This is a genomic window from Pseudovibrio ascidiaceicola, from assembly GCF_900114245.1.
In the GTDB taxonomy this organism is placed as follows: Bacteria; Pseudomonadota; Alphaproteobacteria; order Rhizobiales; family Stappiaceae; genus Pseudovibrio; species Pseudovibrio ascidiaceicola.
On record NZ_FOSK01000006.1, the window covers coordinates 264,429 to 277,022 of the forward strand.

At 52.3% G+C, this 12,594-nt stretch carries 11 protein-coding genes and 1 other RNA gene; 4 read left to right on the plus strand and 8 right to left on the minus strand.

Going from position 1 to position 12,594, the window contains the following annotated elements; all coding sequences use genetic code 11:
• Window positions 1-5 precede the first annotated feature (5 nt).
• The 7 genes from BM231_RS13475 to tkt all read right to left on the minus strand — a co-directional run bounded on the left by BM231_RS13475 (window position 6) and on the right by tkt (window position 8,558).
• On the minus strand, window positions 6-800 hold the full coding sequence (locus BM231_RS13475; protein ID WP_057461997.1) for an inositol monophosphatase family protein: 795 nt from the start codon (window positions 798-800) through the stop codon (window positions 6-8).
• Between the two features lie 68 nt (window positions 801-868).
• Window positions 869-1,435: an elongation factor P gene (efp, locus tag BM231_RS13480; RefSeq protein ID WP_063312791.1), complete on the minus strand. Its 567-nt coding sequence runs from the start codon at window positions 1,433-1,435 to the stop codon at window positions 869-871.
• A gap of 675 nt (window positions 1,436-2,110) precedes the next feature.
• Entirely contained in the window at window positions 2,111-3,193 is a 1,083-nt protein-coding gene (locus BM231_RS13490; RefSeq protein ID WP_208860345.1) for a tetratricopeptide repeat protein, read from the minus strand.
• A gap of 4 nt (window positions 3,194-3,197) precedes the next feature.
• Window positions 3,198-3,839: a thiamine phosphate synthase gene (locus BM231_RS13495; RefSeq protein WP_063312771.1), complete on the minus strand. Its 642-nt coding sequence runs from the start codon at window positions 3,837-3,839 to the stop codon at window positions 3,198-3,200.
• A gap of 213 nt (window positions 3,840-4,052) precedes the next feature.
• Window positions 4,053-5,243, minus strand: a complete 1,191-nt coding sequence (locus BM231_RS13500; RefSeq protein WP_093520130.1) for a phosphoglycerate kinase — start codon at window positions 5,241-5,243, stop codon at window positions 4,053-4,055.
• Window positions 5,244-5,425: 182 nt separating this feature from the next.
• Complete coding sequence (gap, locus tag BM231_RS13505) at window positions 5,426-6,433, minus strand: type I glyceraldehyde-3-phosphate dehydrogenase (RefSeq protein WP_057461993.1); 1,008 nt, start codon at window positions 6,431-6,433, stop codon at window positions 5,426-5,428.
• Window positions 6,434-6,557: 124 nt separating this feature from the next.
• Window positions 6,558-8,558, minus strand: coding sequence for a transketolase (tkt, locus tag BM231_RS13510; protein WP_093520132.1), 2,001 nt, complete (start codon window positions 8,556-8,558; stop codon window positions 6,558-6,560).
• Between the two features lie 556 nt (window positions 8,559-9,114).
• Here tkt and BM231_RS13515 point away from each other — a divergent pair.
• Together BM231_RS13515 and BM231_RS13520 are read left to right on the plus strand one after the other, a co-directional pair.
• Window positions 9,115-9,411: a DUF4164 domain-containing protein gene (locus BM231_RS13515; RefSeq protein WP_093520134.1), complete on the plus strand. Its 297-nt coding sequence runs from the start codon at window positions 9,115-9,117 to the stop codon at window positions 9,409-9,411.
• A gap of 5 nt (window positions 9,412-9,416) precedes the next feature.
• Window positions 9,417-9,854, plus strand: a complete 438-nt coding sequence (locus BM231_RS13520; RefSeq protein ID WP_057461990.1) for a cell division protein ZapA — start codon at window positions 9,417-9,419, stop codon at window positions 9,852-9,854.
• Here BM231_RS13520 and nagE read toward each other — a convergent pair.
• The gene (nagE, locus tag BM231_RS13525; protein ID WP_093520136.1) at window positions 9,851-11,269 is read right to left on the minus strand and encodes an N-acetylglucosamine-specific PTS transporter subunit IIBC; all 1,419 of its coding nucleotides are present in this window, start codon (window positions 11,267-11,269) and stop codon (window positions 9,851-9,853) included. The two genes, BM231_RS13520 and nagE, sit on opposite strands and share 4 nt — an antisense overlap.
• 268 nt (window positions 11,270-11,537) lie before the next feature.
• Here nagE and ssrS point away from each other — a divergent pair.
• Window positions 11,538-11,697, plus strand: a non-coding RNA gene (gene ssrS, locus BM231_RS13530) — 6S RNA.
• Window positions 11,698-11,854: 157 nt separating this feature from the next.
• Entirely contained in the window at window positions 11,855-12,448 is a 594-nt protein-coding gene (locus BM231_RS13535) for a 5-formyltetrahydrofolate cyclo-ligase (protein WP_093520138.1), read from the plus strand.
• The last annotated feature ends 146 nt before the right edge of the window (window positions 12,449-12,594 follow it).

Genomic DNA, 12,594 nt, shown 5'->3' on the forward strand with positions numbered 1-12,594 from the left:
AGCTATTAGGCCTTGGCTTTTGCCAGCAGTTCACGCATCTGGAGGTGTGTGAACTCGTTGCCTGCGATGATGGAGCGGGTTTCGAACATGTCGTCCTTGCCGTTGGCATCGGACACGAAACCACCAGCTTCACGCACCAGCAGAACGCCTGCCGCCATGTCCCAAGGATGCAGACCGTTTTCCCAGAATGCATCGAGACGACCGGAGGCTACCCATGCCAGGTCCAGTGCAGCTGCACCAGCGCGGCGGATACCTGCAACTTCGCCCATCACGTGACGGATTTCCTTCAGCGCGCGGCCATGGTCGCCAACGCCGATGAATGGAATGCCGGTGCCGATCAGGCAGTCGGTCATGTCTTTACGTGCTGCAACGCGGAGGCGGCGGTCATTACAGAATGCGCCAGCGCCTTTTTCTGCAGTGTACAGTTCGTCCATGATCGGATTGTAGATCACGGCTGCAACGATCTGACCAGCGCGTTCCAGAGCGATGGAAACACCAAAGATCGGAATACCATGGAGGAAGTTTGTTGTGCCGTCGAGCGGGTCAACGATCCAGCGGTGCTGACCGTCTGTACCTTCGATCTCGCCGGATTCTTCCATCAGCAGGCCGTAGGTTGGGCGTGCTTTTTGAAGGTCTTCACGAACGATTTTTTCTGCTTTGTGATCTGCCTGGGAGACAAAGTCACCTGGGCCCTTGCGGGATACTTGCAGGTTTTCAATTTCGCCGAAGTCCCGTGCCAGAGAGCGACCAGCTTTTGTCGCAGCCTGAACCATTACGTTTAAAAGGGCCGTACGTGCCATTTTTTATTCACCGTTCCTGAATGGGTAATGAGGCAGCCGTATGCTGCCTCATCTTTATTGCTTTTAGATTATTTCTCTGCGCGACGAACGTATTCAACGGAGTCGGTGTCTACAACGATCTTCTCACCGGAGGTGATGAACGGAGGCACCATACAACGTACGCCGTTTTCCAGAACTGCTGGTTTGTAAGAGGAAGACTGGGTCTGACCTTTTACAACTGCGTCAGCTTCTACGATTTCCAGAGTGACGTGGGTTGGGAGAGAAATGCCGATTGGCTTTTCTTCGTGCAGTTCAACAGTCACGGTCATGCCGTCCTGCAGGAATGCTGCGCGCTCACCAACGAATTCCTTCTGGAGTTCGAGCTGCTCATATGTTTCGTTGTCCATGAATACCAGCATGTCGCCTTCTTCATAGAGGAACTGGAAGTCTTTCTGCTCAAGGCGAACACGCTCAACGGACTCGGTTGCGCGGAAGCGTTCGTTCAGTTTACGACCATCGAGCAGGTTTTTCATTTCGACCTGAGCGAATGCGCCGCCTTTACCTGGCTTCACGTGCTGAACTTTAACCGCAGCCCAAAGTGTGTCCTGGTGCATAAGCACGTGGCCCGGCTTAATTTCGTTGCCATTGAGTTTCATAGAACTACCAATCAGTTTGATAAGTTCAGAGCATGTCGCGTTCACTTATCTTTACGCGCCACATTCTTAACTTTTGTTTTCATGCGCATCCTGATCTGTCGCCCGGTTGGCTCTTATCAGGGATATGCTTTAGCAAAGGCTGATGCGGATTGGCGCTGGGCCTAGGATCGCAGCCTGTCTGGAGGTCTGTGCAACATAATTTCGCGTGTTTTTCAAGGAAAAAGAGCGGATGCTCACCGCGAACCTACATTCCGGTGCATATCCACAAGGAGAGTGCGGAAAATCTTAGGGCTTTTTATCGCTTCTGCGCTTAGTAATCTGTACAACAAAGACGACGCTGAGAACGAAAGTTACCACCTTGCCCAGCCCAGCTATTTGGTTGGAAGTGCCAATATCAAGTAAGCCAGTTCTGACCATTTCACCAAATGTCAGAAATGAAATTACACCAATACCTAAGGCTAGCACCAAGCGACTGATGAATATACTTATTTGCTTCATGGGTTTTCTTTTGCGATTAAAAGACTTGAGTAAATTAATCGTCTGACGTTGCGCGAAGCTGGGCGTTTGTAAGTTGATGTGATGTGTGCTGGAGTCTATCTGTTTCCTATACTTTATCTGCTGATAATTTTACACAAAAACTCATAGGTTTATCATCAAAAGAACTTCAGTTGAGATCTATTGAGTTGATTGGAGTACTGGAGATGCACCAATCTTAATTCCGATTGCTGCTGCGCGTTTGCTAGCTTGCTCTTGCTGTTCTAGAGAAAGAGAATTGGAAATCGCTTCCAACTCACTATCCAGAATGCCTTGACGGCCTGCATGGAACTGCCAGGCAGAGGCTTCAATCAGATCAACCGGTCGACCACGGCCATTGGCGTAGATGCGGGCGAGGCGGTTCATGGCGATTGGGTTGCCTTTGGTTGCTGCGCGCTCGAACCAGTCAGCAGCTTCGGTCTCATTCGGGACGAGGCCTTCGCCTTTGAACAGCAGAGTTGCGTAGTAAATCTGCGCAGGAACCAGTCCGCGACGGGCGGCGCGGCCCATCCAGAAGGCGGCGCGGAGAGGGTCGCGGATTTCTTCCGGGCCGTCCTTCAGGTAGATGCCAAGTTCCAGCATGGCGTCGGCATCGCCGGTTTCTGAGGCGCGTTCCAGCAGGTCTTTGATCAGCTTGGGATCATTCGGACGGACTTTGCCTTCCTGATGAAGGAGGGCGAGATTGTAGAGTGCTTCGGGAATGTTGGCAGCTGCAGCTTTTTCCAGCTGCTGGGCGGCCTTGTTCTTGTCAGCTGTTGTGCCAGCACCAGCCAGATAGAGCAGGCCGAGGCGCAATGCTGCTTGCGGGTCGCCATCATTTGAGGCGAGCTCATACCAGCTTGCGGCCAATGGCAAATCCTGCGGGACGCCTCTGCCGGATTCGTAAAGCACACCGAGCAGCGTCTTGGAGCTGGTGATGCCAGCTTCAGCCTGACGGGTCGCCAGTGCCAGAGCTGTCAGGTACCACCCGCGTTGGAAGGCACCATAGGCGGGGTCGCCCTTAATGGTTTCCGGCGTTGGTGAAACCTGCGGAATGAATGGTGCTTTTGAAAGAGGAGAGGGCAGCAGGGTTGATCCGTTTGGATTATACGGATCAACGGTTCTTGCGCCTTGAGGTGTGGTTCCACCGCTCGGAGTTGTTTGTGCAACAGCCATGCCCTGTAAGCCGAGCAGGCCGGTCACAGCTGCGACAGTTACGAGTTTGATAGAACCAGACAACTTCAAAATATCAGTCCTCAGCTTCCGCCAGTGTGTGTGTTGAGAGGATTGCATTGGCCTGCTCAACGGCTGCTTTGGCCCCTTCAGGGTGATTCCAGACAGCTTCACGTACTGCTACGAATTCAGCGCCAGTTTGGGCTGCGGTGTCAACTGAGGAAACTGAGGTGCCCGCCAGGACGACGCATGGCGTTTCGAACACTTCAGACCACCAGGTGCCGTAGTCCAGTGATTTGCGATGTGGCTCTTCTTCCTGATTGAGTGAAAGCAGGCCGAAGAACATGTAATCGACGCCCATAGAAGCAACAACCATGGCATCGTGGCGTGTCTTGACGCCTGCGTGCCCGATGATGCGGTCTTCCGAGAAGGACTGCATGGCTTCTTCCAGATCCTTGTCAGAACCGGAAACGTGCAGGCCATCTGCACCGGAGCGACCCATGATCTGGGTGTTGTTTTCAATCAGAACAGCAACTTCCTTGGCCTGTGCCAGTGGCACCAGACGCTTTGCAGCCGCCTGCAGGTCGCTTTCGTTTGCGTCCGGCATGGAGATCAGCAGGCTCGCAATGTCGCCACCTTCCAAAGCTTGTTTGAGTTGTCCTTCGAATTCGTCGAGGTCAAAGGTTGGTGGTGTGACAAGATACAGACGCGGATGCACTGAGGTTGCTCCTGATAAAATTCCAGTAAAAAGAGATCATGGCGGTAGTGTAACCTACGTCAAGCCTCTGGCCCATTCATTGGGATAAGTTCTAAACAGCGTCTTGCTCTCTTTTTCAAGAGGCTGTGTCAAATTCTAGGCAAAAGCGAGAATAAAACGAAAAGAGGGACCAAAAAGGCCCCTCAATCCAGAATAATGTAAGAACTAACTGTCTTATGCTTCTAAAGCAACAACGCCAGGTAGTGCTTTGCCTTCCAGCCACTCAAGGAACGCGCCGCCAGCAGTGGAGATGTAAGAGAAATCTTCACTTGCATTAGCGTGGTTGAGCGCTGCAACGGTGTCACCGCCACCAGCAACAGTTTTCAGCTTACCTTCTTTGGTGCGTGCTGCTGCATGCTGTGCTGCTGCAACAGTTGCCTTGTCGAATGGCTCGATTTCAAACGCGCCGAGAGGGCCGTTCCAAACGAGGGTCTTCGCTTCATCGATTTTTGCTTTCACAACTTCGATGGAAGCTGCGCCAACGTCGAGCATCATTGCGTCTGCTGGGATTGCATCGAGAGCAACAGTTTCGTTCTTGGTGTTTGCTGCAAATTCCCATGCAACAACAGCGTCTGTTGGCAGAACGATTTCACAGTTTGCTTTTTCAGCTGCTGCCATGATGCGGTTTGCTGTGTCAGCCAGATCGTGCTCGCACAGGGATTTACCGACGTTCACGCCTTTAGCTGCGAGGAAGGTGTTTGCCATGCCGCCGCCGATCACCAGAATGTCTACTTTAGACACGAGGTTTTCGAGCAGATCGATCTTGGAGGAAACCTTTGCGCCGCCAACAACTGCCAGAACCGGACGTTCAGGGGTGGAAAGTGCGGAACCAAGTGCTTCCAGTTCTGCCTGCATGGTGCGGCCCGCGAATGCAGGAAGCAGCTTTGCAATGCCTTCGGTGGAACCGTGTGCGCGGTGTGCTGCAGAGAATGCGTCGTTTACGTATAGGTCGCCGTTTGCAGCCAGTGCTTTTGCGAATTCTGGATCGTTCTTTTCTTCACCAGCATAGAAGCGGGTGTTTTCCAGAAGCAGAACGTCGCCGTCAGCCATTGCATCAACGGCAGCTTTGGCTACGTCACCAGTGCAATCTTTAGCGAAAGCAACTGGTTTGCCAAGCAGGTCTGCAACAGGGCCAGCAACAGGTGCGAGACTCATCTCTTCGACTACTTTGCCTTTTGGACGGCCAAAGTGTGCGAGAAGGATGACTTTGCCGCCAGCCTCGGAGATTTCGCGGATGGTTGGCAGGACACGCTCGATACGGGTGGCATCGGTAACGGTGCCATCCTTCATTGGAACGTTGAGGTCTACGCGGACGAGAACACGTTTGCCGGAAAGCTCGGCGTCGCTAAGAGTTTTGAAAGACATAAAAATCTCCGGAATTTCTGTCTGTGACCTTATACTGGTCGACTTACTTACAGAAAGACTTTGCGGAGTTCGTGATCAAATCTATGGGAGTATTCGCACTGAATGGTGCGGCTCAGGGATTGGATCACTCCGCACTGGTATATGTGAGAAAAAAGGGCCGCTTAAAAGCGGCCCTTTTCTGATTAGATGAGCTTTGCCATCGCAACAGCGGTGTCCGCCATGCGGTTGGAGAAGCCCCACTCGTTGTCGTACCAGGTAAGGATACGAACCATTGTGCCTTCCATGACCTTGGTCTGGTCCATGTGGAAGATGGAAGAGTGTGGGTCGTGGTTGAAGTCGCAAGAAACGTTTGGCACTTCGGTGTAACCAAGAACGCCCTTCAGTTCGCCTTCAGCCGCTGCTTTGATTGCTGCGTTGATTTCTTCTACGGAAGTTTCTTTCTTCGCGATGAAGGTCAGGTCAACAACAGAAACGTTTGGAGTAGGTACGCGGATTGCAACGCCGTCCAGTTTACCAGCCAGCTCAGGCAGAACCAGGCCAACAGCCTTAGCAGCACCTGTGGAGGTTGGGATCATGGAAAGAGCTGCTGCGCGGCCGCGGTACAGATCCTTGTGCATTGTGTCGAGAGTAGGCTGATCACCGGTATAAGAGTGAACGGTGGTCATGAAGCCTTTTTCGATGCCAACCAGTTTGTCCAGAACGTAAGCTACCGGAGACAGACAGTTGGTGGTGCAAGATGCGTTGGAAACAACCAGATCTTCAGAAGTCAGGGTGTCGTGGTTTACGCCGTAAACGATTGTTTTGTCAGCGCCTGCTGCAGGAGCAGAAACCAGAACGCGCTTTGCGCCAGCTTCCAGATGCAGGGAAGCTTTTTCTTTTGCGGTGAAGATGCCGGTGCACTCCAACGCAACGTCGATACCCATTTCACCCCAAGGCAATTCTTTAGGATCACGGATAGCGGTTACTTTGATTGGACCACGACCACAATCGATTGTGTCGCCGTCTACGGTCACTTTTGCAGGGAACTTGCCGTGTACGGAGTCAAACTGCAGCAGGTGTGCGTTCGTTTCAACCGGGCCGAGGTCGTTAATTGCTACAACTTCAATGTCGGTACGACCGGATTCAATGATTGCACGGAGAACATTACGACCAATGCGACCAAAGCCATTGATGGCTACCTTGACTGCCATTTAAGAACCTCTTTCGGTACGGCGTCTTAAAAAACGCCCTCGTTTTATATATTCGCCAGCTCTTGCCGGCCGTCTTCTGAGAGGCCTCTGGCTGAGAGGAGCCAGAAGCTTCATTTAGTCAGCTTTAGGCGTTATCGCTATCGCCAAGGCGCTTTTCTGCCTCTTGGACCACTGCATCAGCAGTAATCCCGAAATGCTCATAGAGCTCCTGGTAAGGGGCGGAGGCACCAAATCCTGACATGCCTACGAAACCACCATCAGAACCGACAAAGCGATCCCAACCCATACGAACGCCCGCTTCCACAGCGATCTTCACCGGACTACCACCAATGATGGCATTCTTATATGCGTCAGATTGTTGCTCGAAGAGTTCGAAGCTAGGGACGGAGACCACGCGGGTCGCAACTCCCTTGCCGTCGAGCTCTTTTTTCGCGTCGACTGCGATTTCAACTTCGGAGCCGGTTGCGAACAGAGTAACGGTCGCTTCTTCTTCACAGTCAGCGATGATGTATGCGCCTTTGGCACACAGGTTTTCGCTTTCGTAGTGAGGACGAAGGGACGGCAGGTTCTGACGGGTCAGAGCCAAAACGCTTGGATTATCAGCGGCTTTCATCGCCAACTGCCAGCATTCCAGGGTCTCAGTGATGTCCGCTGGGCGGAAGAACTGCAGATCTGGGATACAACGTAGAGCCGCGAAGTGCTCCACAGGCTGGTGTGTTGGGCCATCTTCACCCAAACCGATGGAGTCGTGGGTCATTACGTGAATGACGCGCTGCTTCATCAGGGCTGCCAGACGCAGAGATGGACGGCAGTAATCGGAGAAGATCAGGAAGCCACCAGAGTAGGGGATAACTCCGCCATGCAGCGCCATACCGTTCATTGCTGCAGCCATGCCGTGCTCACGGATGCCCCAGTGAATGAAGCGTCCGGAGAAATCGTCCGGAGTAACTGGTGGTGTATGTTCTGTATTGGTGTTGTTGGAACCAGTCAGGTCAGCAGAGCCGCCGATGGTTTCAGGCACAGCACCTGTGATTACTTTCAGAACAGCCTGGGACGCCTTACGGGTCGCCATTTTTGGCTGAGTGTCTGCAAGCTCTTTCTTGTAAGCGTCGATTGCTGCGTCGAAGCCGGATGGCAGGTCGCCACGGCAACGGCGCTCGAACTCGCCACGCTGCTCAGGGTTTGCTTCGTTGAAGCGCTGTTCCCACTCTTTACGAGCGTTTGCGGAACGCAGACCTGAGATGCGCCATGCATCGAGAACGTCGCTTGGTACTTCAAACGGCTCAGCAGACCAGCCAAGAGCTTCGCGGGTTGCTGCAATTTCTTCAGCGCCCAGAGGAGCACCGTGCACTTTGTTGGTGCCGGACTTGTTTGGAGAACCGAAGCCGATTGTGGTTTTCGCCGCAATCATTGTTGGCTTGTCGCTCTTGCGAGCTTCAGTCAACGCTGCTTCGATTTCTTCCGGATCATGACCATCGATGGAGATGGTGTTCCAGCCGGATGCCTTGAAGCGTGCGATCTGATCGGTGCTGTCTGACAGATCTACGGAACCATCAATGGTGATGCCGTTGTCGTCCCAGATGAGGATCAGCTTGTTCAGCTTGAGGTGACCTGCCAGAGAAATGGATTCTTGAGAGATACCTTCCATCAAGCAACCGTCACCTGCGAGAACGTAGGTGTAGTGGTTTACGAGGTCTTTGCCGAAACGCTCTTCCTGCAGACGCTCAGCGATTGCCATGCCAACTGCGTTGCCAAGGCCCTGGCCGAGAGGACCAGTGGTGGTCTCGATACCTGCGCCATGACCGAATTCCGGGTGGCCGCATGTGCGGGCGCCGAGCTGACGGAACTGCTGAAGTTGTTCAATGGAGAAGTCTTCGTATCCCAGCAGATAGAGTGTGGAATACAGCAACATGGATCCGTGCCCTGCGGAGAGCACAAAGCGATCGCGGTCTGCCCATTTCGGGGAGTTCGGATCAAACTTCAGAAACTTGGAAAACAGGACCGTTGCGATGTCGGCTGCACCCATTGGAAGTCCTGGGTGGCCAGATTTTGCTTTTTCAACGGCGTCCATTGAAAGAAAGCGTATCGCATTCGCCATGCGAGAGTGCTTTTCGAGATCGGTCATCTTATTCCCGCTGTCGACCCGGCAGGGCAGCCGGTTCTTTACTAATAGCTAGTGTAAATTCGATGACAGGTGCCATAGTCTTTGCCCCAGACTAATGCGAATTGGCAGTTGTCCACGAACGAATAACGGAAGGAGACATAGCAGGTCAGAAAGTTGAGTCAATGAAACTGAGCTCTTCTGGTGCCGTTTATTGCGTAAGTTGAGCGCTTTTGAAATTTGAATAGCATTTGTCAACATAAGTTATGTTGCCAAGGTCTCTTTAATGAGTGAATTTGCTTAGCGTAAAATGCGTGTTCATTAGATTTTTATGGTGGCGAAGCTTGTATTTTGTTCACGAATGTTGCGTCGGGTAATTTTCCGAGTCGAAGGCCTTTGTAAGTTCTGTAATCACTGATAAATGAGATGGTTCTCGCATATTCCTAAGATATGATGTGAATAAAGCTCGACGATTCCCTCCAGCTAATGGATAATTGTCTTCCGCTTCCCTAGACGGGATTAGGTCGGGTTACCATCTCCCAATGGTGACTGATGTTTTGGTGAGTACGGATACAGGTAGATGTCAGAGGTGAAGATGGATAGTGGGCAAGATCTGGATCGTGCGCTGGATCGTATTACTGCCTCCATCACGAAGCTTGAGGGGGCGCTTCATCGCAGGACGTCCCGTGACAAGACCCTTGATGCGTTAGAAAACGACCTGCAGAGAATTGGTGAGGATCGAACACAGCTGGCATCAAAGCTTGATCAGGCCGAGGCGCGTGGTTCGCGACTTGAAGATGTCAACAAAGATGTTTCCCGCCGCCTTGTTGCTGCCATGGAATCCATTCGTACTGTTCTCGACGGACAGGAGAGCTAAGATCAATGGCGCAGATTACAGTTACAATCAATGATCGCAGCTTTCGCATGGCATGCGATGATGGTGAGGAAGAACGGCTTCTCGGTCTTGCTCAGCGTTTTGACGACAGCATCAGTAGCCTGAGAGAGAATTTTGGTGAGATTGGCGATCAGCGCTTAACCGTGATGGCGGGCATCATGGTGACGGATCACCTTGCCGAAGTTGAGCGGAAATTGCGCGCTGCTGAAGGGCGTATCGAAGAGCTTGGAAAAGCCGAGGCTTCTGTTGAAGAGCGTCTGGCTGCACAAGAGCAGCGGTATTTGAGCCGTATTGAAGAGCTTGAAAAAGAGCATCGTGAGAAAGAAGCCAAGATTGTCGCGCGCCTGTTGGAAAGCGCAGACAAGATTGAGCAGTTGAGCGCTGATATGGACAGCGAGCTGCGCGAAGACGAAAGCGCGGCTTAAGATTTCTTTGTTTCTTCTTTTATCTCGCCTGCCAGTTGGTCCGCTATCGGGCCAACAACCACTTGGACAGAGCCAGCAGCAGGTTTGATGATACCGTGAACGCCGAGTTGTTTTAAATCCGCTTCATTGATGGCATCACTATCTTTCACTTTCAGGCGTAACCGGGTTGCGCAGGCATCTATTTCCAAAAGGTTGGCTGATCCACCTAAGGCTGCCAGATAAGCATGTGCTTTGCTGTTCGTGTCGGAGAGGTTGTCTGCTGTTTTATCCGCTCTTTTAGTTTCACGGCCCATGGTTTTTAGGTTGAAGAGCTTGATGGTTGCCACGAACAGAAAATAGTAGATGGCGAAGAATGCTGCGCCTACCGGGATTAGCAGGAGCGGTTTTGTGGAGATGCCGTAGTTGATCAGGTAGTCGAACAAACCTGCCGAGAAACCAAAGCCCAACTTCACACCCAGCACGTTCATGACAACCATCGAGACGCCTGTGAGGATTGCGTGGATCACGTAAAGTGCAGGGGCCAGGAACATAAAGGCAAACTCGATGGGCTCAGTGATGCCGGTCAGGAATGACGTGAGCGCCATAGAGAGCAGTATGCCTCCGACGACTTTGCGGTTTTCTAGCTTTGAGCAATGGTACATAGCCAAGCATGCGGCGGGCAAGCCAAACATCATGACCGGGAAAAAACCAGCCATGTAGGCTCCGGCGGTTGGATCTCCCGCAAAAAAGCGGTTCAGGTCGCCGGTGACAACATCTCCAGAGGCCGTAATATAGTCGCCCAGAATGAACCAAGCGATGTTGTTCAGGATGTGATGAAGGCCTGTGACGATCAGCAACCGGTTCAAAGCGCCATAGAGGAACAACCCTGCATCACCCATATGCGTGATTGTGTTTGTGAGGGAGATTAAAGCTCTATCGAACCAAAGCCAGCCATAGCCAAAGAGGGCGGCAACGAGCAGTGCCGCGAGACCGGTCACGATGGGTACAAAGCGGCGGCCTCCGAAAAAGGCGAGGTAATCGGGAAGTTTGATATCCCGGAATTTATTGTAGAGCAGGCCTGCCGTAACACCCATGATGATCCCGACCGGGACTGCAATACGGCCTTCCATCTTGAGAGCTTGTTCTTGGCTGAGCCCTGCCAGTTCAACAGCGCCTTGTTGTGCAACGAGGAAGCCGACCAAACCCGCGAGAGCTGCTGCGCCGTGGTTCTCCTTGGCAAAGCCAACTGCGATACCTACGGCAAACAACATGCCCAGGTTGGCGAAAATTGCACTCCCGGCAGAGGCAACGAAGGGAAGATCAAGAAGGTCAGCTTGTCCGATGCGCAGGAGGATTGCTGCGACTGGCAGCACTGCAATTGGCAGCATCAAGGATTGCCCGAGCTTCTGAACGCCTGCAAACGCATTGTTTGACATTCAACTTTCCTTCCTCTCGAAAAATCCCAGGGGCCTTGAAATCCGGCTTCCTTTTCTTGTGCCCCTATTTACGCGGAAACTATGAAGAAGCTGCAGAACATGCCCTTGCGTTATGAACGGTTCTCGGTAATCGAATTGATAGCCTTAAAAAAGCGCTCGCATACGAGCTGGCGATACTTGTTTATGACAGTGGGTTACGCTTGATTTAATGTGAAGGTTTTATCAGAAGGACTGGTAATTATATCGGCTCTGGCCTATATCACCCATTGCGTTGCTGCGCGGTTTGTCAGGAGACACATATCCCCGGGGCCTTACGCATTCCTTTGGGAGCTGTTCCTTCCCTCGCTCGTGGGCTTGGGGACACGGCGCCCACCTACATAGTAGGTTCTCCGGGATTGCACACTCTCCAACGGCTGTCGTGGCGCGCTCTTATCTTTTTGTTTTCCTCTCTCATTTCAGTGATGTTCTCTTGCTTTGCGATTTTTCGCAGGCTGCACCATAATGCGCGTCGTTCATGCGTATTGTGTCCCAATAAGTGATCTAATCCTTTCGGGAATGCGCTATTCAACAGAAGTGAGGTGCGTGTTGACGTCTCAAGACACCGAGAATGCCGATTGTAAACTGGCCAAGCGAGACGTGCGGAAAGCCGGACTTGCTGCACGAGCAACTCTATCGCCAGTGGAGCGGATTGAGCGGTCGCTTGATCTTGTTGGGTATGCTGGTGAGCTTGGAGTGGAGCCGGGATCGGTTGTTGCCGGGTTTTGGCCTATTCGAGATGAGGTTGATCCGCGTCCGTTGATGGATGCACTGGCAAAGACCGGGTGTTCTTTATGTCTTCCTGTTGTCGTTGGGGATGATCTTGAGTTCCGCCGTTTGGACCAGGATGGGGCGCTGGAACCTGCGGGCTTTGGCAGTATGGCGCCGGGGCCTGAGGCCGAGGTTGTGCACCCTAATGTGGTGCTGGTGCCTTTGTCTGCCTTTGATCAGGATTGCAACCGCATCGGATATGGCAAAGGTTTTTACGACCGTGCATTGAGTGAACTGGAAAAACTTACCAATCTCATTGCGATTGGGGTTGCATTTGCGGTTCAAGAGGTAGAAGAGGTTCCGATGGAGCCGCATGATCGTCAACTGGATGGAATCCTGACGGATCGTGGGCTTCTGAGAGCTGGTGATTAGAGTGATTTGTCAGGCATAGAGTCTCAAGCGTTTTACATGAAATGCTGGGCAACTGGCGGATCTGATTTGGTCCAAATGATGTGCGCGTATTCTTTCATTATAAAGCCTTAGGTCTGGAATACGTGGCAGGGCATGTCTGCGTTTAA

Excerpts from the sequence above, each read along its gene's own strand:
- BM231_RS13475 (WP_057461997.1), bottom strand. The coding sequence starts at position 800 with ATGGCACGTACGGCCCTTTTAAACGTAATGGTTCAGGCTGCGACAAAA.
- efp (WP_063312791.1), bottom strand. The coding sequence starts at position 1,435 with ATGAAACTCAATGGCAACGAAATTAAGCCGGGCCACGTGCTTATGCAC.
- BM231_RS13500 (WP_093520130.1), bottom strand. The coding sequence starts at position 5,243 with ATGTCTTTCAAAACTCTTAGCGACGCCGAGCTTTCCGGCAAACGTGTT.
- gap (WP_057461993.1), bottom strand. The coding sequence starts at position 6,433 with ATGGCAGTCAAGGTAGCCATCAATGGCTTTGGTCGCATTGGTCGTAAT.
- tkt (WP_093520132.1), bottom strand. The coding sequence starts at position 8,558 with ATGACCGATCTCGAAAAGCACTCTCGCATGGCGAATGCGATACGCTTT.
- BM231_RS13515 (WP_093520134.1), top strand. The coding sequence starts at position 9,115 with ATGTCAGAGGTGAAGATGGATAGTGGGCAAGATCTGGATCGTGCGCTG.
- BM231_RS13520 (WP_057461990.1), top strand. The coding sequence starts at position 9,417 with ATGGCGCAGATTACAGTTACAATCAATGATCGCAGCTTTCGCATGGCA.
- nagE (WP_093520136.1), bottom strand. The coding sequence starts at position 11,269 with ATGTCAAACAATGCGTTTGCAGGCGTTCAGAAGCTCGGGCAATCCTTG.